The sequence below is a fragment of the Flectobacillus longus genome, from assembly GCF_030056705.1.
GTDB lineage: Bacteria > Bacteroidota > Bacteroidia > Cytophagales > Spirosomataceae > Flectobacillus > Flectobacillus longus.
On the sequence record NZ_JASHIC010000015.1, the window covers coordinates 92,339 to 112,497 of the forward strand.

The 20,159-nt window shown below is 36.8% G+C and carries 20 protein-coding genes; 12 read left to right on the forward strand and 8 right to left on the reverse strand.

Going from position 1 to position 20,159, the window contains the following annotated elements:
* Positions 1 to 123 precede the first annotated feature (123 nt).
* Together QM491_RS12580 and QM491_RS12585 are read left to right on the forward strand one after the other, a co-directional pair.
* Positions 124 to 1,215 carry a type I restriction enzyme HsdR N-terminal domain-containing protein gene (locus QM491_RS12580; RefSeq protein ID WP_283327843.1) on the forward strand — a complete coding sequence of 364 codons (1,092 nt, stop codon included), beginning with the start codon at positions 124 to 126 and terminating at the stop codon, positions 1,213 to 1,215.
* Positions 1,216 to 1,334: 119 nt separating this feature from the next.
* Positions 1,335 to 1,949 (forward strand): hypothetical protein, encoded by a 615-nt coding sequence (locus QM491_RS12585; protein WP_283327844.1) that lies wholly within the window; start codon positions 1,335 to 1,337, stop codon positions 1,947 to 1,949.
* Positions 1,950 to 2,307: 358 nt separating this feature from the next.
* Here the strand turns inward: QM491_RS12585 and QM491_RS12590 are convergent, their stop codons facing one another.
* From QM491_RS12590 to QM491_RS12610, 5 genes are all read right to left on the reverse strand, one after another.
* Positions 2,308 to 3,639: an amidohydrolase gene (locus QM491_RS12590; protein WP_283327845.1), complete on the reverse strand. Its 1,332-nt coding sequence runs from the start codon at positions 3,637 to 3,639 to the stop codon at positions 2,308 to 2,310.
* Between the two features lie 193 nt (positions 3,640 to 3,832).
* Positions 3,833 to 4,273 carry a hypothetical protein gene (locus tag QM491_RS12595; RefSeq protein WP_283327846.1) on the reverse strand — a complete coding sequence of 147 codons (441 nt, stop codon included), beginning with the start codon at positions 4,271 to 4,273 and terminating at the stop codon, positions 3,833 to 3,835.
* A 3-nt stretch (positions 4,274 to 4,276) separates the two neighbouring features.
* A complete protein-coding gene (locus QM491_RS12600; RefSeq protein WP_283327847.1) occupies positions 4,277 to 5,680 on the reverse strand; it encodes a Gfo/Idh/MocA family protein in 1,404 nt (467 codons plus the stop codon).
* A gap of 104 nt (positions 5,681 to 5,784) precedes the next feature.
* The gene (locus tag QM491_RS12605; protein ID WP_283327848.1) at positions 5,785 to 6,471 is read right to left on the reverse strand and encodes a TolB family protein; all 687 of its coding nucleotides are present in this window, start codon (positions 6,469 to 6,471) and stop codon (positions 5,785 to 5,787) included.
* Positions 6,472 to 6,707: 236 nt separating this feature from the next.
* Positions 6,708 to 7,601 carry a helix-turn-helix domain-containing protein gene (locus QM491_RS12610; protein WP_283327849.1) on the reverse strand — a complete coding sequence of 298 codons (894 nt, stop codon included), beginning with the start codon at positions 7,599 to 7,601 and terminating at the stop codon, positions 6,708 to 6,710.
* Between the two features lie 141 nt (positions 7,602 to 7,742).
* Between QM491_RS12610 and QM491_RS12615 the strand changes: the two genes are divergently transcribed.
* Positions 7,743 to 8,147 carry a putative quinol monooxygenase gene (locus QM491_RS12615; protein ID WP_283327850.1) on the forward strand — a complete coding sequence of 135 codons (405 nt, stop codon included), beginning with the start codon at positions 7,743 to 7,745 and terminating at the stop codon, positions 8,145 to 8,147.
* Between the two features lie 58 nt (positions 8,148 to 8,205).
* Here the strand turns inward: QM491_RS12615 and QM491_RS12620 are convergent, their stop codons facing one another.
* Both QM491_RS12620 and QM491_RS12625 read right to left on the reverse strand, forming a co-directional pair.
* Positions 8,206 to 9,921: a GMC oxidoreductase gene (locus tag QM491_RS12620; RefSeq protein WP_283327851.1), complete on the reverse strand. Its 1,716-nt coding sequence runs from the start codon at positions 9,919 to 9,921 to the stop codon at positions 8,206 to 8,208.
* A 114-nt stretch (positions 9,922 to 10,035) separates the two neighbouring features.
* Entirely contained in the window at positions 10,036 to 10,659 is a 624-nt protein-coding gene (locus QM491_RS12625) for a gluconate 2-dehydrogenase subunit 3 family protein (protein WP_283327852.1), read from the reverse strand.
* A 492-nt stretch (positions 10,660 to 11,151) separates the two neighbouring features.
* On the opposite strand from QM491_RS12625, the gene QM491_RS12630 reads away from it, so the two are divergent.
* The 5 genes from QM491_RS12630 to QM491_RS12650 all read left to right on the forward strand — a co-directional run bounded on the left by QM491_RS12630 (position 11,152) and on the right by QM491_RS12650 (position 16,062).
* The gene (locus QM491_RS12630; protein WP_283327853.1) at positions 11,152 to 11,619 is read left to right on the forward strand and encodes a (2Fe-2S)-binding protein; all 468 of its coding nucleotides are present in this window, start codon (positions 11,152 to 11,154) and stop codon (positions 11,617 to 11,619) included.
* Positions 11,620 to 11,628: 9 nt separating this feature from the next.
* On the forward strand, positions 11,629 to 13,890 hold the full coding sequence (locus QM491_RS12635; RefSeq protein ID WP_283327854.1) for a xanthine dehydrogenase family protein molybdopterin-binding subunit: 2,262 nt from the start codon (positions 11,629 to 11,631) through the stop codon (positions 13,888 to 13,890).
* 336 nt (positions 13,891 to 14,226) lie between these two features.
* Entirely contained in the window at positions 14,227 to 14,889 is a 663-nt protein-coding gene (locus tag QM491_RS12640) for an NADPH-dependent F420 reductase (RefSeq protein ID WP_283327855.1), read from the forward strand.
* A gap of 204 nt (positions 14,890 to 15,093) precedes the next feature.
* Positions 15,094 to 15,369, forward strand: a complete 276-nt coding sequence (locus QM491_RS12645; RefSeq protein WP_283327856.1) for an alpha/beta fold hydrolase — start codon at positions 15,094 to 15,096, stop codon at positions 15,367 to 15,369.
* A 15-nt stretch (positions 15,370 to 15,384) separates the two neighbouring features.
* Positions 15,385 to 16,062 carry a hypothetical protein gene (locus QM491_RS12650; protein ID WP_283327857.1) on the forward strand — a complete coding sequence of 226 codons (678 nt, stop codon included), beginning with the start codon at positions 15,385 to 15,387 and terminating at the stop codon, positions 16,060 to 16,062.
* Positions 16,063 to 16,214: 152 nt separating this feature from the next.
* Here the strand turns inward: QM491_RS12650 and QM491_RS12655 are convergent, their stop codons facing one another.
* Positions 16,215 to 16,790 carry a Crp/Fnr family transcriptional regulator gene (locus QM491_RS12655; protein WP_283327858.1) on the reverse strand — a complete coding sequence of 192 codons (576 nt, stop codon included), beginning with the start codon at positions 16,788 to 16,790 and terminating at the stop codon, positions 16,215 to 16,217.
* 198 nt (positions 16,791 to 16,988) lie between these two features.
* Here QM491_RS12655 and QM491_RS12660 point away from each other — a divergent pair, with 198 nt between their 5' ends.
* The 4 genes from QM491_RS12660 (at position 16,989) to QM491_RS12675 (ending at position 20,120) form a co-directional block, all read left to right on the forward strand.
* A complete protein-coding gene (locus QM491_RS12660) occupies positions 16,989 to 18,056 on the forward strand; it encodes a WG repeat-containing protein (protein ID WP_283327859.1) in 1,068 nt (355 codons plus the stop codon).
* A 56-nt stretch (positions 18,057 to 18,112) separates the two neighbouring features.
* Positions 18,113 to 18,676 (forward strand): hypothetical protein, encoded by a 564-nt coding sequence (locus QM491_RS12665; RefSeq protein ID WP_283327860.1) that lies wholly within the window; start codon positions 18,113 to 18,115, stop codon positions 18,674 to 18,676.
* A gap of 141 nt (positions 18,677 to 18,817) precedes the next feature.
* Positions 18,818 to 19,477, forward strand: coding sequence for a hypothetical protein (locus QM491_RS12670; protein ID WP_283327861.1), 660 nt, complete (start codon positions 18,818 to 18,820; stop codon positions 19,475 to 19,477).
* On the forward strand, positions 19,416 to 20,120 hold the full coding sequence (locus QM491_RS12675; protein WP_283327862.1) for a hypothetical protein: 705 nt from the start codon (positions 19,416 to 19,418) through the stop codon (positions 20,118 to 20,120). The genes QM491_RS12670 and QM491_RS12675 overlap by 62 nt, the downstream gene beginning before the upstream one ends.
* The last annotated feature ends 39 nt before the right edge of the window (positions 20,121 to 20,159 follow it).

The following is a 20,159-nucleotide window of genomic DNA, read 5'->3' on the forward strand; positions in this document are numbered from 1 at the left end:
TACATTTGAATAAGTTTTTACACTTATCTGAATTCGATAGTAAAATCCCTATTATTAGAGATATTGAAGCTAATAGAGATATAAGTTGAAATTCTTAACCCAAAATAGAAAAACTGAGAAAAAATGAACAATAACCAATGGAATGAAATCTGTTTTTATCTATCTGAAAATATTCGGACTGACATAAGTGAAAGAGATTTTGAAAAAAATGTTATTCAAGCATTGGGAGTTTTGGAATGGAAGGAATTTTTAGGAAATATTCAAACCCGCCCTTCATTTCAAATTGGAGCTTCCAACAGGATTATGCCTGATTTTGTCATTAATGACAATGAGAAAAAAAATCTTTTTGTTGTAGAAATCAAGCAACCTAACATACAATTAAATACTAATTTTCAACAACAACTTTTCTCATATATGCGTCTGTTAAGACTCCAATACGGTGTTTTAATTGGACAAGTAATCCAAGTATTTTATGATGGAGATTTGACTGACCATGATGACCCTGTTTTACTTGAAACAATTACATTTGAGAGAGACTCTGCAAAAGGACTAAAATTTGTGGAATTGTTTTCAAAACAAACTTTTAATTACGACTTGCTAAAGGCATTCACTTTAAACTCTTTCAAAAAAATCAATAGAAAAGCAGAACAAAAAAAGTTGCAACAGAAAATCTTATCTACTGAATATCATTTGGAACTCTTAGAATTAATAAAACAAGATTTACTAAATAATTACGATGCTGAATTAATAGATAATGTTCTTAAAGAAATATCAATAAATATTCATTCAAAACAACCAGTAATTGCTGAAAAACTTAAAATTCAAGCAAAAAGTCCAGCCACAATAGAAAACCCAAATAAAAGGGATACTACAAGATATATGATAAACGGAAGAAATGAGAGACTTCCGAAAAATAGGTTTGTTTTAGAATTTGTAAGGGCATATTTGCAAAAATATCCAACCATTAGTTATTCATATTTGAAAAATCTTTTTAAAGACGAATATCAGGGTTCAACTGGAGTTATTAATAAATTGGAATTTGTAGAAGAAAAATATGCGAACAAAGAAAATAAAAGGCACTTTACTGAAAGTAATGATATTTTGATAAGTGCTGATAACATACAATTTGTAGTGTCAACTCAATGGGATAAAGATAATATTAATAATATCGTTGACTTGGCAAGAGAAAATGGATTTGAAATACAAGAAGTATAAGAGATAAAAGTACCCCTCGGTTCTAAATTTTTATCCAGAACTTGAAAAATTAAGGGTTCTATCCCGCATTCTATAAATAATTGCTCCTAAATAACACCAATTTAAAATAATCTACAATTATGATAGACAAAGTATTTGCAATTTCTGGAAACAAAATTTCTTCATTTATTATTGATGAAAATTCTCTAAAATTTTCAAGTCAAAACTTCAACACTTTCACAGAATTTCAAGATGCTTGGAACAAAAAACTATCTTTTGCGACAAAGGTCGAGGTAAAGTATGACTCCATAAAATCAATTAAAAAGGAGGAAAATGATGACGATGTGTATATAACATATAAAGCTATCGGCGGAATTTCAGTGGATTTTGTGTTTAGTTTTACAGACAAAAATGAGGATGAAATTCTATTCAACTATTTTACACGGGAACACTTTTACCAAAAGGTCGATGAAGTTTTGTCACCATTCAAGGCTATACGGAATTACTTGATTGGACTAATCGCAACAATTGGAGTAACAGTATTTTCATATTATGAAGTCATTGGTATTGCAAATGGGACAGTAGAAGAAGCACATAGTCGTAAAACACGTCAATATAACAATATTATAGAGCTTCTTGGAGATAAGGGTGTCATTTTAGTTGGAACAGGCGTCTCGTTATTCCTACTTTACAAAATTTGGACACGATATAAAAATCCTCCAAACCAAATCAGACTTCTTCCTCCAAATAGATAAATAGCGAACAGTTAATATGGGAGAGAACCCCAACATGGGAAAATATTTCCCTTAGTGTTAGACTCCTATCCAGCACTCCATTTCATAAGAATTCTGACCTACTGATTTTAATACCTTTTTATCTAGTAATATATGGTGGCAATATCTTAAAGTTTAGAACTAAAAGTTTTGGAGAAATCACTATACGGTTGATGGGAAAAAGAGGCTATTTCTTGGGTTGAAGGCAACAATTCTCAAATTATTGCCTTCAACTGTAGTAAAAAAACTGTAACTAGATTTTAAGACTTATATCTTCACAAAGGTTATGAGTGCTAATTAGTTTTTCTTGAATATCACCTTTATATCTTTACTAATAGGCTTAATACACCAAATTACCCTCAAATACCAAAGATGTAACTGGTGATACTCGGGCGACAGCTTCGGCAGAACAACTGGCATCGACGAAAGCAATATTAGCTTTGTCGCCTACTTTTGGCCATTGTTGTTGACCTTGGTCATTGAGTGGAAGGATGTTTCCAGTGGCCAACTTGAGACTTCGAGAGAGTAAAAATTCGGTGTTATAACCATACAATTGCGCCATCAGATTGGCCTTTTGTAAAACACTACCTGTGCCATAAGTATTCCAATGATCCACGATACTGTCATTTCCTGTCACCACATTGACTTGATATTTGTAAAGTGTTGGAATAGGCATAATCAACGACCCAATGGGAATAGTTGAGGCAATACCGATTTGAGAAGCTCCCAACTTTTCAGCCACTTCTTCTTGTTTGTTCTTTTCTAATTTTCCTAAAACAAAACAATGACTGACAAACGTTTTGCCTTTGAGCACAGGATTTTCGTTGACTTTTTGGATTAAATATTCAACAGTTTTGAGTCCCGATTCGCCCGATTCGTGTAAATGAATATCGATTCCTTTGTTGTTGTCAAGGGCTAGCTGAACGGTAAAATCAATGGTTTTTTCAATAGCTCCGTCAATGGTATATGGGTCAACACCACCAATAAAATCAATATCCATTTGAGCTGCCTCTTTCAAAAAAGGCACCGAGTCAGTATAAAACACCCCATGTTGCGGAAAAGCAACGAGCTCTGCACCAAAGGTTTTTTTCTTGTTTTCTAGCGCTTTTTGTAAGTTTATTAAAGATTGAAGTTTTGAGGTAGGCTCAATATTGACGTGGCTTCGGGCAAAATTGGTTCCTTTTGACTGTAACAGCTCAATGAGTTTTTCGGCTTTTTGTGTAGAGGTTTTCAGAAGCTCAGGTAATATTTGTTGTTCCAAAGCAATCATTCCTTTTACGCCATTGGTTCTTTTTCGAGTAGCCTGCCACTTATCTCCATAAAATGTTTTGTCCAAATGAATGTGCATATCTCGAAATGAGGGCAACATCAAATGTCCTTTCGCATCAATTGCTTTTGCTTGGGGTTGATTTGGTGCTATTTTGCTAATTTTCCCGTTCTCTATTTCAACTAAAAACAAACCTGTTTTGGTAGCTATTACTTCTCCTTCTTCATACTCAAATCCTGTTTCGAGCCTCACATTTTTATAAATCAATTTGCTTCCTAGTAGCTGTGAAGTGTTGTCAGAAGATATTTTATGTTGAGTGAATTCTTGTGTCATTGAAAGTCCTGTAAGGGCCAATGTAGAGTTTTTAAGAAAATCTTTTCGAGAAAAAGTATTCGTTTTTTTCATCGTTATAGTTTGTTTTAAAGTAAGAAATGGGAATAGTTTTTTATCAGAACAAAGATAAAGCTATTTGGTCTCTTTACTTTTTTAACACTATAAAAACTAAAGGCTCTTCGAAAAATGATTCTTTCCGAAGAGCCTTCAAATACTCTAAATTATTACTGATAAGCATTCAAACAAATATCAGTACTTCTCCTTTTTACTTATAGGAATGGACCGATTGACCAACGAGCTTCCAAGCGCCATTGATTTTTTCGAGAAGCCGCATTTCGTAAGAAAAGCTACTTTGACCGTCTTTTGAAACTGATTCTTCGTTATGATTTACCCAAGCACTGTTGCCAATGATACTCATTTTTACATTGGAAATAATGGCATGACCACCATTTTCCATTAAGTTGGCAGGTGGGTTAACAATAATATTGGGGTCTAAGTCAATAGTTTTTCCTTCTTTGGTCGAAATCAGAATACGGCTGTAGGGTTTTATTGCCCAGCAATCTGCATGTGCCTTGATATTACCCTCTCGCCATGTAGATGCTTCCTTTTCTAATAACTCACGAATAGCAATAGAGTCTTTTTTTGATTGACTCCAAGCGCCAAAGGAGGTTAATAACAAACAGATTAGTACTAAATATGATTTCATAGACTATTTTAATTTCATTTTCACAGGATCCCACTGAATGATTTTCTTAGAGAAATAACTTTCGTTACACGCCAACGCTGGCGCTGCCGCTCTGAACCCAAAAGTGGCGTCTTCGACTACCTGTTTACCTGTACGAATCGAATCAAAAAAGTTGGTAAAATGGTCGAGATGGTCGCTGTAGCCTGCTGGTACTTTGAAAACAATATCGTCTTTCGTTTTTCTTTTGCGCTGTTCGGCTGTCCATTTAGCATCATAATCGGCTTGCATTTCGGTTTGCATACTTTTTGAAAAAGTAAATAACGAATCATAACCTCCAAAGCCTGGTGCTTCTGGCATGATGCTATGTTTGATGGTAATGTTATTGCCCATTACTTCAATAGCTCCTTCAGAACCAATAAGTTTTATAATTTCTTGTCCTCCTGTACCGCTGATAAAGTTTACCTGTAAAGTCAGCTGGAAGGCGTCATGCTCGGCACAGTCAGGATATTGCATCACACCCGACATTACGTCTGGCATATTACGACCATCTTTCCAGTAGCTAAATTGTCCTGTACTAAAAATAGTTTCAGGACCTTTTGAGTTGGTAATCAAGTGCGTACCACTCAACAGGTGAATAAACAAGTCACCTGCGACACCTGTACCTACTTCTTTGAAGGCACGCCACCAGAAGAATTTTTTAGCATCAAATGCCATTTTTTCAGTTACTTCTATAAACTTATCCCAGTTGGTAGTCATGGCATCCGCATCTTTTGGAATCGTGTATTCCCACGAGCCAATCGAGCTTTGGCGGTCGTAAACGGCATTCACCATATTGAGCTTTCCGATTTCGCCAGCCGCCAATAATTCTTTGGCTTTGGCATAACCAAGGCTACTTACACGCTGGCTACCAACCTGCAATACTTTCCCTGATTTTTTGCTTGCCTCAATCACAGGATGACCTTCGCTGATTTTGTACACCATCGGTTTTTCGCAATAGACGTGCTTACCTTTTGCAAGAGCATCAAGGGTAATGCGCGCGTGCCAACAGTCTGTCGTACAAATCAAGACAGCATCAATATCGGGTCTATCTAAAAGCTCTTTATAATTTCGAGTGGTAAAAAGATCTTTGCCGAATTGCTCCTTGGCATTCTCTATTCTTCCTGTGTATAAGTCACATATACCAGCTAATTCAACGCCAGGCACTTTGAGTGCAGTACTCAAATCAAAATGCCCTTGCACACCGTAGCCAATAACGCCAATACGGATTTTATCATTGGCCGTAATCTTTTTGTTGTACTGCAAAATACGTTCTTCGGCTTTGCCTTGGTTGGCTAATGACGCAAATGGCGAAGTAGCCGAAATAAGGGTTGTTGCACCAATTTGTTGCAGAAATCTTCTTCTCGAAGCAGCATCGTTGTTGTTTTTCATAGAATAGGAATATGTTTATTGGGGTTATTTTATTATTAAGTAATTGAATGAATCAATGAATTAGACCTTTTCTGTATTTTTCTAACAAGGTCAGAATTTGTAACTTATTTAACTTTATAACTCACAAAAGCAATTTTCTTGCTGTCTGGGCTCCATGATGGTACATTAATCGTGCCTTGTCCACCATAAAATACAGGTGTTATATCTTTGATTTCTTTGGTTTTGAGATTCATTAAACACAACTTGACATTTTTACCAAATAAATGATTTTGCTTTTCGTCAGAAGTATAAGCAATATACACAATCCATTGATTATCAGGTGATGGATGTGCAAACCAATTAGAGTTTTCATCAAAAGTCAATTGTTTTGGTTGAGTTCCATCTGCCAGCATTCGCCAAATTTGCATGTGTCCTGTTCGGTATGAGTTGAAATAAATGTATTTTCCATCAGCCGAATAATCGGGGCCATCGTCTAAGCCATCTGTTTGGGTCAACCGTTTTTCGGTTCCTCCTTCAACGCCAATCGTATATATATCGTAGTTCCCATTTCTTTCACCACAATAGGCCAACGTTTTTCCGTCGGGTGTCCAACCAAGCCAAAAAGACATAACCTCTGAAGTTACTCTTCGGGGTGTACCTCCTGTAATTGGTAGGATAAAAATAGCTGATTTGTATGGCTTTGTGGAAGGGTCTGTCTGGTCATGGTGACTAACCACTAGCCATTTTTTGTCTGGCGATATACCATGGTCGTTGTTGCAGGATGTAGCAAAACCTGTGTTGAGCAGATTCATCTTTTTGGTAGTAAGGTCAAAAGTGTAAATTTTACCCTTACTATTCAAAACCAGATAGTTATTTGGATGCCAATTCAGAAAGTGAGTCTCCAAAATGGCGAATTCGACGAGCGATTAGAATGACGAAGTATCGACGATATTCCTGCAATGGTATCGGTTTAAGAATAATACGGTTTTAAATTTCACTCTTTTTCCAAAGTAAACTAAAGAATTTGTTTGCTTTGGAAAAAGAGTAATCACACTGAAATAGACCGATACTCGACAGGCGAAATACCTACTTTCTGTTTGAATAATCGAGTAAAATGTGGTGGATGCTTAAAACCTAGCTCATAAGCTATTTCACTGATTGACTGAGATATATCTAAAATCCGCTCTTTTGAAATCTCAATAATTTTGTCTTTGATATATTCTTGCGCTGTCTTTCCCGTCTCTTTTTTGATTAAATCTCCAAAATAATTTGCTGAAAAATGTAGTTGCTCTGCACAATAACTTACCGTTGGCGTTCCGATTAGTTGTGGCTTTTCGGATTGAAAATACTCATAAAGCAAGTGCTCAAATCTGGCTAAAACATCTCGATTAAGGTTTTCTCGTGTAATAAATTGGCGATCATAAAAGCGTGTACAATAGCTCAACAATAGCTCAATTGCATTAATCACAATCATGCGACTATGCTTGTCGATTCGTCCTTCCAATTCTTGACTTATCTTTTGCATATTGTCGACAATCATTTCTTTTTCAAACGATGATACGTGTAAAGCCTCATGAGAATGGTAATGAAAAAAAGGATAGCTCGAAATAGTTTTTCCTAAATGTGTACCTCTAATAAAATCGGGATGAAAGGCTATCACCCATCCTGTTGGTTGAATCATTTTTTCTTCAACTGACTCAATACCAAATATTTGCCCTGGAGAAATAAACAATAACGTATCTCCTTCATAGTCATAATGGGTACGTCCATATTTGAAATCCTCACAACGAATATCTTTCAAAAAGATGATAAATAACTCCGACAAATAGGGCTTTGACCATACCATACAAGATTGTGATTGGTCCAAAACCGTCATCATCGGGTGGTGCGTTATTTGTCCTCTAATGGTATTGAATTGGGTTACACTGGTCAGTTTTTCCATATCTTGATTTTTTATAAGTCCAAGATAATTGTTCTATGAGTTATTTCTAGTGAATCAGGAATTTTGGTAAGAAGTGGTGTAATTTGTATAAGAGTTTCGCTAAAATTTACTCGAATTTTGTATTCATCAAACAACGTAAATATGAGAACATTTTGTTTAACACTAGCCCTCGCATTAATGACCAATTTAGCCGTAAATGCACAAACGACACCCTCTTCAAGCATGATGGTTCGTATTGCCGAAATAGAGATTGACTCTACTTATTTGGAAGAATATATGGCTATTTTGAAAGAAGAATCATCTATGTCTGTCAAGTTGGAAACGGGTGTTATTTCGATTTTTCCGATGTTTCAAAAAGACCATCCTACCACTTTCAGACTTTTGGAAATATATGCTAGCAGAGAAGCGTATGAAGCTCACTTGAAAACGCCTCATTTTCTGTATTACAAAAAGGCAACTTTACACATGGTAAAATCTCTTAAATTGGTAGAAATGAGCACGCTTGATGCTAAAAGCATGCCTTTGATTTTTTCGAAAATGAAATAAAAAAAGGCACAAAGTGAGTGTTTTCTTTGTGCCTTTCAAAAACTACTTTCAATTACTCTTAAAGTTCTCTTTTCTTCAAAGCCTTGACAGCGTAATCGGCTGCACGAGCTGTTAAAGCCATGTAAGTAATAGAAGGATTGACACATGATGACGAAGTCATTGCTGCGCCATCAGTCACAAAAACATTTTTTACAGAATGTACTTGATTGAAGGCATTCAAAACGGATGTTTTAGCATCACGCCCCATGCGTGCTGTTCCCATTTCGTGGATTCCTAGTCCTAAATGTACTTCTGGTCGGTTATATCCTGCAATGTTTTTAAAGCCTGCGGCATCCATCATCTCCATAGCGGAGTTCATAATATCTTTACGCATTGCAATTTCGTTTTCGCCAAAAGCTGCATCGAACACAATCATCGGTACGCCCCATTGGTCTTTTCTAGTTGGATCGAGATACATACGATTTTCGGGATTAGGCAACACTTCGCCAAAACCACCAAAACCAATTGTCCACTGCCCTGGCTTGGTCAAACTTTGTTTGAAGTCACCACCAAAACCATCGGCATTTACGCCTCTGCTCCAACCTTCACGGCTTGCTCCACCCTGATAGCCAAAACCTCTCAGATAAGATTGCTTATCGTTGCCCCAGTTGCGGAAACGAGGGATATAAAGTGCATTTGGTCGCTGACCATACACATAGTCGTCCAAGAAACCTTCCACCGTAGCAGTAGCTCCTACGCCCAAATGGTGATCCATGATATTACGCCCCACTTGATCGCTGTCATTTCCCAAACCATTCTGAAAACGGTTTGATTTTGAATTTAGCATCAAGGCTGCTGTGTTCATGGCACCAGCATTTAAGAAGATAATTTTAGCAAAATACTCTTCTACTTGATTTGTTATTTGATTGATTACGCGTACACCTGTAGCTCGTTGTTTTTGCTCATCATAAAGAATCTCGGCTACAATGGTATCGTGCAACATACTCAAGCGTTTGGTCAGATTAGCGGCTGGAATTGCTCCTGAAAGCGAGCTGTAATAGGCTCCATAAGGGCATCCTCGCACACATTTGTTACGATATTGACAAGAAGCCCTTCCCAGTTTGGTGTGCCATTCTTGTGGTTGAGAGAGATTGGCCACACGTCCAACCGTTACGGGACGATTAAATTTTTCAAGCATCATTTTCTTGAAATGCACTTCGGGAGCAAATAGTGGCATAGCTGGCAAAAAATGACCATCAGGCAATACATCAAGCCCTTCTTTTTGTCCGCTAACGCCTACAAATTTTTCTACGTAAGTGTACCAAGGAGCCAAATCATCATAACGAATAGGCCAGTCGATACCGATGCCTTCTTTGGCATTAGCCTCAAAATCTTCTTTGTTGAAACGATACGACTGGCGTCCCCAGTGCATCGATTTTCCACCTGTATGGTATGCACGAATCCAGTCAAAAGGGCGTTTTTCAATATATGGATTGTCTTTATCATTTGTAAAAAACGGGCCTGACTCGTCATTCGCCAAGTTTCCAAAACGCTTATTTGCCCAAAGTTCCTCAGCCGAATGTGCCGTAACTTTGCCTCTATGTTTTACTTCCCAAGGTTGTTTCATAGCAGTATCATAATCTTGCGGGTGTTTTATTTCACGACCACGCTCAATCATCAATACATTTAATCCTTTTTCAGTTAATTCCTTAGCAGCAAACCCACCCGTCATACCCGAGCCAACCACGATTGCATCAAAGGTGTTATTTTTAGTAGCTTTTATATTCAAATACATTATTTTCAGCGATTTAACAGTTAAAAATGCTTTAAGGAATATAGAACCGAGCTTAAAATGGGTGATTAGACAAGGACAATTCACAATTTAAGACTCACAATTCTATATTATCATCTAGTAAGCATAGGATTTTTGATTAGGTTTCAACTTGATATTCTCCACTTTTCCTGGTATTTGTACATACTCAAAAGAAGCTTTGATTCCTTCCTCTGAAGTAAAGTATCCCAAAAGCGTTAGCTCTTTTATGAGTCGCCAAAACGGTAATCCTTTCGCTACTTTTTTAATATCTTCATGGTCATCGTTGTCGCCCATTTTGGTTTGTTTCATTTGTCGAGCTTTCATTTCGGCTTTGGTTTCCTGTTCCAAGTATTTGAGTATACCTTTTCGCTCATTATCGTTGAGCTCCAAAAACTTCACTTGTTCCATCTTTTCCAAACCTTCTATAAAACTCATTTGTTCGGGTTGCAAATAGCAGTCTTTCATCATCATTTCGATGAAAGCAGGAACACCAACATCCTTTGCCCCAGGCGAAGCGTCGTTGGGAGCTGTAGTTTTGGGAAGTATCAACTCTGCGATTTCGGCTACGATATTGCGTTGTGTTTGAGTCAAATTAAAAGTAGCTACGCTAGGATAAGATTTGGTCGGACTCTCCCAATGATTCATCGCCATGAGTGTGGGAGCCGAAAAAGCACCGCCCAACATCAAGGCTACATTTTTTATAACATCTCTTCTATTCATTGTTCTGTTAAAAGGTTGGATAGTTTAGGAAAAATAATTGGTCTTTATAATCAATTCAGTCAGTTGTTTGACACAAGTGAGTTAATCAAAATTAAGTTATTACAAAAGGGAAAGTTATACAAAATCTACTTATAGTTAAATTTTAGAACAAAAGAAGTATCAAAAACATGAGTCATTCCAAATTTTGAAACGAGTATGATTCTATAACTTTTCATTAAAAAAGCGGTCGGAAATTGTTTTTCTACCGCATAATGTATCTTGTATTGCATTAACAATGAAGTAGTTATAAAGATAAGATTGAATAAAAAAGAATTATCTTGTATTCATTTGTAAAAGCTCCGTAGGAGCGACAGAAAGCCAAAATGTTTAAGTCTTTATTCTTGAAAATAAAAATGTTTGAAAATTGTAAGTTTTTATTTGAATAGCATTATTTAACATTGATTTTATCCTATAGTTTTGTTAATCATCCATCTAAAGTAATTAACTAGCATTATGGCAAAATATTCTCTTAAAATAAACGGAAAAACTCAGCAGATAGATGTTGATCCATCCACACCAATTCTTTGGGTGTTGAGAGATCATCTAAAAATGACAGGTACAAAGTTTGGTTGTGGAATGGCGATGTGTGGTGCTTGTACCATTCATTTGGATGGAAATGCAACTCGTTCATGTGTATTACCTGTATCAGCCATTGGTAAATCTGCTATTACCACAATTGAAGGCTTATCTGAAACTGGTAAGCATCCTGTTCAACAAGCATGGCTCGAACACGATGTTGCTCAGTGTGGCTATTGTCAAAGTGGACAAATTATGTCGGCATCAGCTTTACTAAAAAGTAATCCTAAGCCAACCGACGAAGACATTGACAATGCTATGAGCGGAAATATTTGCCGTTGTGGTACTTACCTAAGAATTAAAGAAGCAATCAAAACGGCAGCTAAAACATCAAATGCTAAATAAGAAAAGACTATGAAAAATTTACAATCACACAGTAGAAGAGATTTTTTACGGTCTTCTGCATTAGCAGGAGGTGGCTTGATGCTTAGTTTTAGTTGGTTTGCGGAAGCAAAAGCTGCTGAGAAAAAGCCCACATTAAACAACGTTGAGCAATGGAATGAACTAACAGCATACATCAAGATTACCCCTGATAATACGGTCAAAATACTTTGTCCGAATCCTGAATTTGGGCAAAATGTGATGACTTCACTTCCCATGATTGTTGCAGAGGAGCTCGATGTAGATTGGAAGAACGTCGTGGTAGAAATGAGTACTCATGATAATGTAAAATACGGAGCACAGTTTACAGGAGGAAGTAACTCTGTGAGAATGTATTGGAACCCTTTGCGAAATGCAGGGGCAACTGCCAGAGAAATGCTCGTTGAAGCTGCTGCCCAATCGTGGGGTGTACCAGCTTCTGAAATTACAACCAAAGGAGGCATTTTAGCTCACTCAAGCGGTAAATCGGCAAAATATGGTGAAATGGCTAGTAAAGCTTCAAGCATTCCTATTCCCAAAAATGTAAAGTTGAAATCGCCTAAAGATTTTTCTATTGTAAGAAATTCAAAGAAAAACACAGAAGGATTGAAAGTGGTAACAGGTAAGCCACTTTTTGGAATGGATTATCATGTGGATGGAATGCTGATTGCGATGATTCAGCATCCACCTGCCTTTGGAATGAAACTTAAATCTTTTGATGCTTCCCAAGCCCTAAAAATGCCAGGAATCAAAGATATTTTTAGCTTTAAACTCTATGATGATGGTTTTGAACAAGGTGGTTTTGATACTCGCACTTCCAACGAAATGATTGCCATTGTTGGTAAATCTACGTGGGAAGTAATGAACGCTCGTAAAAAAATCAAAGCCCAATGGGAACTCACTGGCGACATCAAAGAAACCATGATAGGACGAGGAGGCAAAAGAGAAGTAAATATTCCGGGCAGGTTAGAAACCACAAGCGACCAATTGGCATTAATGGCTGATTATGCTAATGGGCGGAACTCCGCAAAACCAGCACAGCAATATCGTAAAGATGGGGATCCCGAAACGGCTTTCAAAAATGCTGCGACCGTGATAGAGCGTACCTACAATGCCCCATTTTTGGCTCATAACTGCATGGAACCGATGAACTTTTTCGCCCATGTTTCTGAGGATAAGGCTTTGGTAGCTGGACCATTACAAGCGCCAGGTTGGATGGAACCTACACTAGCAAAAATCTTGAATTTACCTGCCGATAAAATTGAAATCCAAATGACTCGTATGGGTGGAGGTTTCGGTCGTAGAGCTTATGGGCAATATGTATATGAAGCAGCTCGTATTTCCCAAAAATTAAAAGCGCCAATTAAATTGATATACACCCGTGAAGACGATATGACTTACGGCATTTATCGCCCAATGTACACAGCAACCTACCGTGCAGCGTTGGATGCCAATAAAAATTTGATTGGTTTTCATATAAAAGGGGGGGGGATTCCTGAAAATCCAATTCATGCTAATCGTTTTCCTGCTGGAGCAATTGATAATTACTTGGCCGAAGGGTGGGAAATTCCTTCTAATATTACCATAGGTGCATTCCGTGCTCCTCGATCAAACTTTAATGCTGCGGCAGAACAGTCCTTTTTAGATGAAGTAGCTGAAGCAATGGGCAAAGACCCAATCGAGTTTCGTCTTGATTTACTAAAACGTGCTAAAGAAAATCCCGTAGGAAAAAATAATGAGTACGATGCAGACAGATATGCAGGTGTATTAGAATTACTCAAAGAAAAATCTGGCTGGGGCAAACCCGAAAATAGTGGCAAAAAACGAGGTGTAGCAGCTTATTTCTGCCATGCGTCCTATGCTGGACATGTAGTTGACATGGTCATGCGTGACGGACAGCCTTATGTAGAACACGTAACCAGTGCCATCGACTGTGGAGTGGTTGTAAACCCCGACGCTGCAATCAATATGATACAAGGAGCAGTGGTTGACGGGATTGGTAATTCGTTTTATGGGGCTTTAACGCATAAAAATGGTATGGCAGAACAAAGCAATTTCCATAACTATCGAATGATTCGCCATAACGAAGCACCTAAAAAAATAGATGTACATTTTGTCCAAAATGACATAGATCCTACAGGACTTGGGGAACCGCCATTTCCGCCTGTATTTGGCGCTGTAGCCAACGCTTTGTACAAGTCGACTGGTAAGAGATATTATAATCAGCCATTTTTGGGTGAAAAAAATAATAGTTAAAATCTAAGCCTTTGGAAATCCCAAAGGCTTTTTTTGTAAGTTTTGAGAAGTGATTTAATTTGTAATTGTTCATTTTCAGATTTGAGATTTCGGAAATAAAGTAAAATACCTTTATTTTTTACAAAATATAGAAGATTATACTTCCGAAATCCAACGTCCGATATCCTAAATAAACAGTTTTTGTAGTCCTTCGTACAGTACTAATTTACCATTCACAATTCAGCACTAAAACTTACCCTTAATCTAGCTTAAGTCTATTTCCTAAGATAGATTAAGTGTGGCTGCGGCTCCTTCTCCCTAATTTTGCATTGTCAATCAATCAAAACATATACGACAATGGAAATTTCTAACCCTTCAAAAGTAGCCATTATTGGACTTGGTAATATTGGTCAAGTAGTGGCAAAAAATCTTATTAATCACCATCGCGCTATCATTGTTGCAGATAGAACTTTTGAAAAATCACAACAATTGGCGACAGAGTTAGGTACGCTGGCTAAGCCTTTGAGTATTGAGGAGGCAATCAAAGAAGCAGATATAATTGTTTTGGCGGTTTGGTTTAGTGCCATTCAAGAGCTTTTTCAACAATATGAATCTCTATTTCAAGGTAAAATTGTAATTGATCCTTCCAATCCTATTGCTCCAAATGAAAAAGGAGGTTTTGATAAAATCATTGGAGAAAATGAGTCTGCAGGTCTTATCAATGCCGCTATTTTACCTAATGGCGCCAAACTTGCCAAAGCTTTGGGAACTTTAGGTGCTGCTTCACTGGCAAACTCTGCCAACCAACAACCTGATGCTGCGGTGCTGTTTTATGCTACCGACGATACCAATATTAACTTCTCAGTCGAACAACTTATTCTTGACAATGGCTTTGCTCCTGCAAGGGTAGGTGGTTTAGACCAATCGATTCGTATTGAGGTTTTTGGCGATTTGCACGAGTTTGGTGCATTGGGAAAAACAGTCACAGTGTCAGAAGTAAAAAGTAAAATGTCATCGTAAGGTTTTCTTTAAACAAAACATAACAAACTTTTTACGAACAAATATGAAATCTATCATCACCATTTGTCTTCTTTTGGGAAGCACAATTTTTCGCAAGCGCAAACAACAACCAACGATATAGTAAAGGAATTGGAAAGAGCCAAAGCATATACCAAAGAATTGCTTGCTTTAGACCCGCCATATTGAACCCAACAAAAAGCCCTAATGCCCCAACCTCAGCGATTAGAAGAGTTCTGGGCTGGTATGGAGACTTTTTATAATTCCATGACCGCCAGTAAAGAATTGTTTGCCTCCATTAAGTGCCCTATGTTGTTAGTGGCAGGCGAATTGGATAGAAACGCCCCTTTGCCAACGGTTATCAATGCCTATAATATGATTCCTAATGCTCAGTTGAGTATTATTCCTAATACGGGTCATGTTTGTTTTTCGGAAAATTTTCCTGCAACTTGGGCAAGTATTATTCCTTTTTTGAAAAACTAAACTTTGATGATGACTATGAAAAAAAGTGTTTTATTTCTCATTGCTAGCTTGTTTAGTATGAGTGTTTTAGCTCAGAGTATAAAATTGAATAAGGAAAATCTTGAACCTAGTCAGGTGTATTTGTCTTTGGTGAAAATGCAAGGTAAAGATGTTGTGAAAGTAGAATATGACACTACAATCCAAGGAGCTGACCAACCAACATTCGTTAAACTGAAGAACTTGAACTTAAAAAATGGAAGTATCGAGGTAAAAGTTTTGAGTCGATTGATGAAAAACGCTCCATCTACATCGAGAGGTTTTATTGGTTTGGCTTTTAGGATTAATGAAAATCATAGTAAATTCGAAAGTATCTATATTCGTCCTACAAATGGGAGAGCAGACGACCAAGTTCGCCGAAACCATAGCATACAGTATTTTTCATTTCCAGATTACGACTTTGATCGCTTCAGAAAGGAAGCTCCAGAAAAATATGAATCCTATGCTGACATGGGACTCAACGAATGGATTACGATGAGAATAGAAGTTGAAGGAGCAAAAGCAAAATTATTTTTGAATAATAATAAACAACCATCCTTGATTGTCAATGATTTAAAACATGGGGAAAATAACGCTGGCAGCATTGGACTTTGGGTAGGAAACTGGACAGAAGGTTATTTCAAAGATTTGAAAGTAACAAAATACGATGCAAAATAAGATTGTCTTAGTAAGCATTGGGTGGTAGACAAAAACATATTGGCTAGTCCGAGACTAAGTTTCGAACTAGCTTTTTTTGTGAATGTAAAGTATTGATAATTAAAAATACATTCAAAATTCACAACTCATCATTCAGCACTCATATATTTCTGTTATTTTTTGGTAATATCTTTCCGAATTTTACTCAAAAACTCTGGTGTTATGCCCAAATACGAGGCAATTTGGGTATTAGGTAACCTATTCGACAAATTAGGGTATTGTTCCAAAAAACTTAGATAGCGTTGTTCTGCCGTAGAGCTAAATGTTTGAAGCACTCTGTTTTGAAGCTCAACGAATTTATTTTCCATGATTACCTTAAAAATTCGATCAAGCTTAGGAATATGATTATATAAAAAATACAAATCTTGTTGCTCTATCTGAATCACCTCGGAGGGTTCTATTGCTTCGATATATAACTGACTCATTTTGCCCGAATGAAAACTCCCTATATCCGAAATCCAATCTCCTTCGGCTGCAAACTGAATATTATGTTCGTAGCCTTTGTCGTCGATACCATACATTCGAAAACAGCCTTCTACTACAAAAGAATAATGCTTACATACCATTCTTTCTTGAAGAATAGTATGGCGCCTTTTTACTTTTTTGTGAGAAACTTTAGGAAGAATAAGATTCCTTTCTTCGTCATTTAAAAGAATATATTTTTGAAAATGGTCGATAATTGCGTTCATGAGAAGGGTTTGTTGTCAGGTCAAAATTAAAAGAAATTTATGGACGATATTGTGCTTATGTTGGATTTTGATAAAATGTACATTTTCAAATATGAAAACGAGATAAACTTTAGTAAATTCCTTCCCTAGTGAATGATTAAATCAACTACTTAGTATTTTTTACTTCCAAATAACGATGGATAAAACTAGCTCAAACCTATGATGAAAAATATCCTGATTACGCTATTTTTGACGCTCAAACTTTTTCCTGTAAAGGCACAAGAAAAAAATGTTTGGATAGCTTTTTGGAATAAGAACAGCACTTTGGTAGGTTACAAAGACTCAAAAGGCGTAGTGCGTATCAAGCCTAAGTTTAATGGCTATTTTGCGGCTCAAAGGTTTGAACATATCATGGCGGTTTCACAGACCATTCACCAGAAATGGAATTCGTATTATCTGACCAAAAACGGACGAGTCGTAGGACGAGATAGTACCATAAGTTTTGATAATTCTCCTGATTGTGAGAATGAAGGCTTTATTCGTTTTAAAGTACCTAAAAGTGACCTTGTAGGAATGTTTAATAAGGATGGAAATGTAAAAATCCCTGCGGAATATAATGCGCTTAGCAGATCTGTGAATGGAATGATTATGGCTTTAAAAGGTGCTAAAAAAGTAGGAGATGATGAACATTATTTCTTTGATGGAGGTAATACGATGCTAATAGATACTACCAATCAGGTATTAATTGAAAATTTTAACTCAGAAAATAACCTTAATTTTTATTCTCTAGAAAAGTCAGCATTACCTTCTACAAATCCAATTAGAAAATCTTTTCTAGCAAAAGATGGACAATATTACTCTTTTGTTGATTTTGAAAACGAGTTTAAACATTGGTTAATTAACGAATTTTTGATAGACTTGACTATCGATAAATTGCAGAAAAATACCTTTCATACCAGTGCTGTAAAGCGTCTCCCAACACAATTGTCCAAAATAACACAACGAAAGATTCAACAGAAATATCAATATTTTAAAGCTGAATTACAGCTATTATTTAAACCCGAAATGGAATATCAGATATTTGTGGATGCACTAAGTCGCTTTGGCTATTCTAATAAGGCGTTTGACAAATATTTTGATAATTGTGGTAATGGAAAAGCTTGGCTTTATCCAACCATGGAAGTGGTTTTTACCCATCATGAAAAAGGTGTTATCTCACAAAATTTCATCAAATTTCTGAAAATAGATAATGGCTATCAATTATTGATGAGTCAAGATTATCAGTAAAATATTGGAAAAATATTTTAAAATAAATACCTATTTAAAAGCAAAATGCACATCTTATGAAACACCTAAAAAAATATCTATCTACCTTACATCTAGGATTATTGCTAGTATTTGTGTGTAACTTTCTATTACACTTTAGCACATACAGATTGAATGCGAGCTTGAGTTATATCCTCAATTTAGGGCTTTACGGTTCAGGAATTATATTATTTGTCTTGCATGTTAAACCACTCAGAGCAAGCACTTTCTATTACTTGTTTTACCTAGTGGGAGGATTGATTTTAATATTGCTGAATACCCTGAAAAGTGCGTATGTGTATTTGCTGGCAACGGTATTTCTTTTTCCTTTTTTTCAAGATTCTCTTACCTCACAGTATGGTAATTTGAATTTGTATCATCGGAAAAAAGGTATTGTCAAACACCGCTTTCTCTATGAAGTAGCCGAAAAAAAGTATTTGATTTTTGAGAAAGTACATGGTAGAGTAAGAGACTATGGTAGGTTAGCCACGGGTGAAGGCAAACTTTCCTTAACTGAAAATGGACTGCAATATCAGTTTCAGATTACAACCGCTAGTTGCATAAAAAAGGATACTACTGAGTTGTTAATTCTTGAAAAATAAAATTTTTCCATGAAAATCATTTGAATTGGAACAGTGTAAACAAGGTTACCAAACCTCATTTGTCCTCCATAACTTCGGCAATATAGTACAAATGTCAAATCTCAGAAAGGTCAATCGCCTTTCTGAGACTATCCCAATTCTATGAAAATTTCGAAATTATTACCCATCTGGACGCTGTTCTGGCTTTCTATTGTAAATCTTCATGCACAAAATGCGCCTTCACCAGAAAAAATCAAATTTGTCCGACAAGGTGTTCGTAGATTTATTTTTGATGAAAAATTGGCGCTCCCATTAGCCTCATTGATTCCTGAGGAAATAATCGGGATGCCTTCGATGTACCCTGCGAAGCACCATTTGCCTACTCAGGCAGAGATTTTGCTCAAAAACAAGCAGTTAATTTTGCAATCAACGCAAGAAAGTCAAACCTCTATTTGGTTTGGAGGTTTTAATCCTTTTGCTACCTACAGTATTGAGTTGGGGCATTTGGAGGGCAATGGCGACGTTGGATTTGAGTTTACTAATCAAGAAAAAACGTCGCAATTTTTCATAAAAATCCTATTCTTAAATAACCAAATAGCAGGGGTTCAGCAAAAAATTATTAGCCAAGGCAAAACGTTGTCAGAGAAGGCTATTACCAATAAAGGTTTTAAAAAAGGGGGTGTGCCACAAAAGATTATCCTCCAAATGCTAGGTAGCGGGCTGACCGTATTTGCACAGTCGGAGGAACAGGTTATACCCATTGGACAATCCGATTTTAGTCAGTATTTGGATTTACGCAAAAAAGAATGCCTCAATACCTAATACCTATCAAAGTCATTTGTTTGTCTCCCTGCAATCGGGTAGGATAGAGGTCAATAAAGTAAGTTCAGTACTGGGTGCGGGTATGGGACTTGCCGATATTCGCGCCATCACCTACGAAGACGGAGAGCCTATGCTCGACCAAGGACGTTTTTGGTACACAATGTCGATACGTGGCAGGGCATTGCCTCATCATATTCAAGGAGTCTTCAGTATGAACCCAAGTTTGTTTGACCTGAAGCTCGAAGGAATTGTAGTCTTTGATAGAAATGACGGGTTACTCCGCAATGAAATTGCTTCACATATTTTTTATGATAGAAAAGAAAAATTATGGCGTGGCTTGACAACTGGTTTTAGTGCGTATGCCAATCCTCAAGAAAAGAAACAACTGCTCGCAATCGAAAGTACCAAAGATCCTCGATTTGGTTTTTCAATCATGAAAGCAAATCCTTTTGGCATTGTTGGCGATATTGAGGATCCACATATCTTGTATGATTCAAAAGCTAAGAAATGGAGAATTTTGACTTGTGAAAATCAAGGTGGATATAGAGCTGTAATGCTTGAGTCAAAGGACTGGAATAAAAACTATCAAAAAATTGCTAGACCAGTTAGTCATAATTCAACGGGACCTCTATTCAAAAAATAGGCGATCAGCGCTACTGCTTTTCGGGAAGTCAAGAAAGAG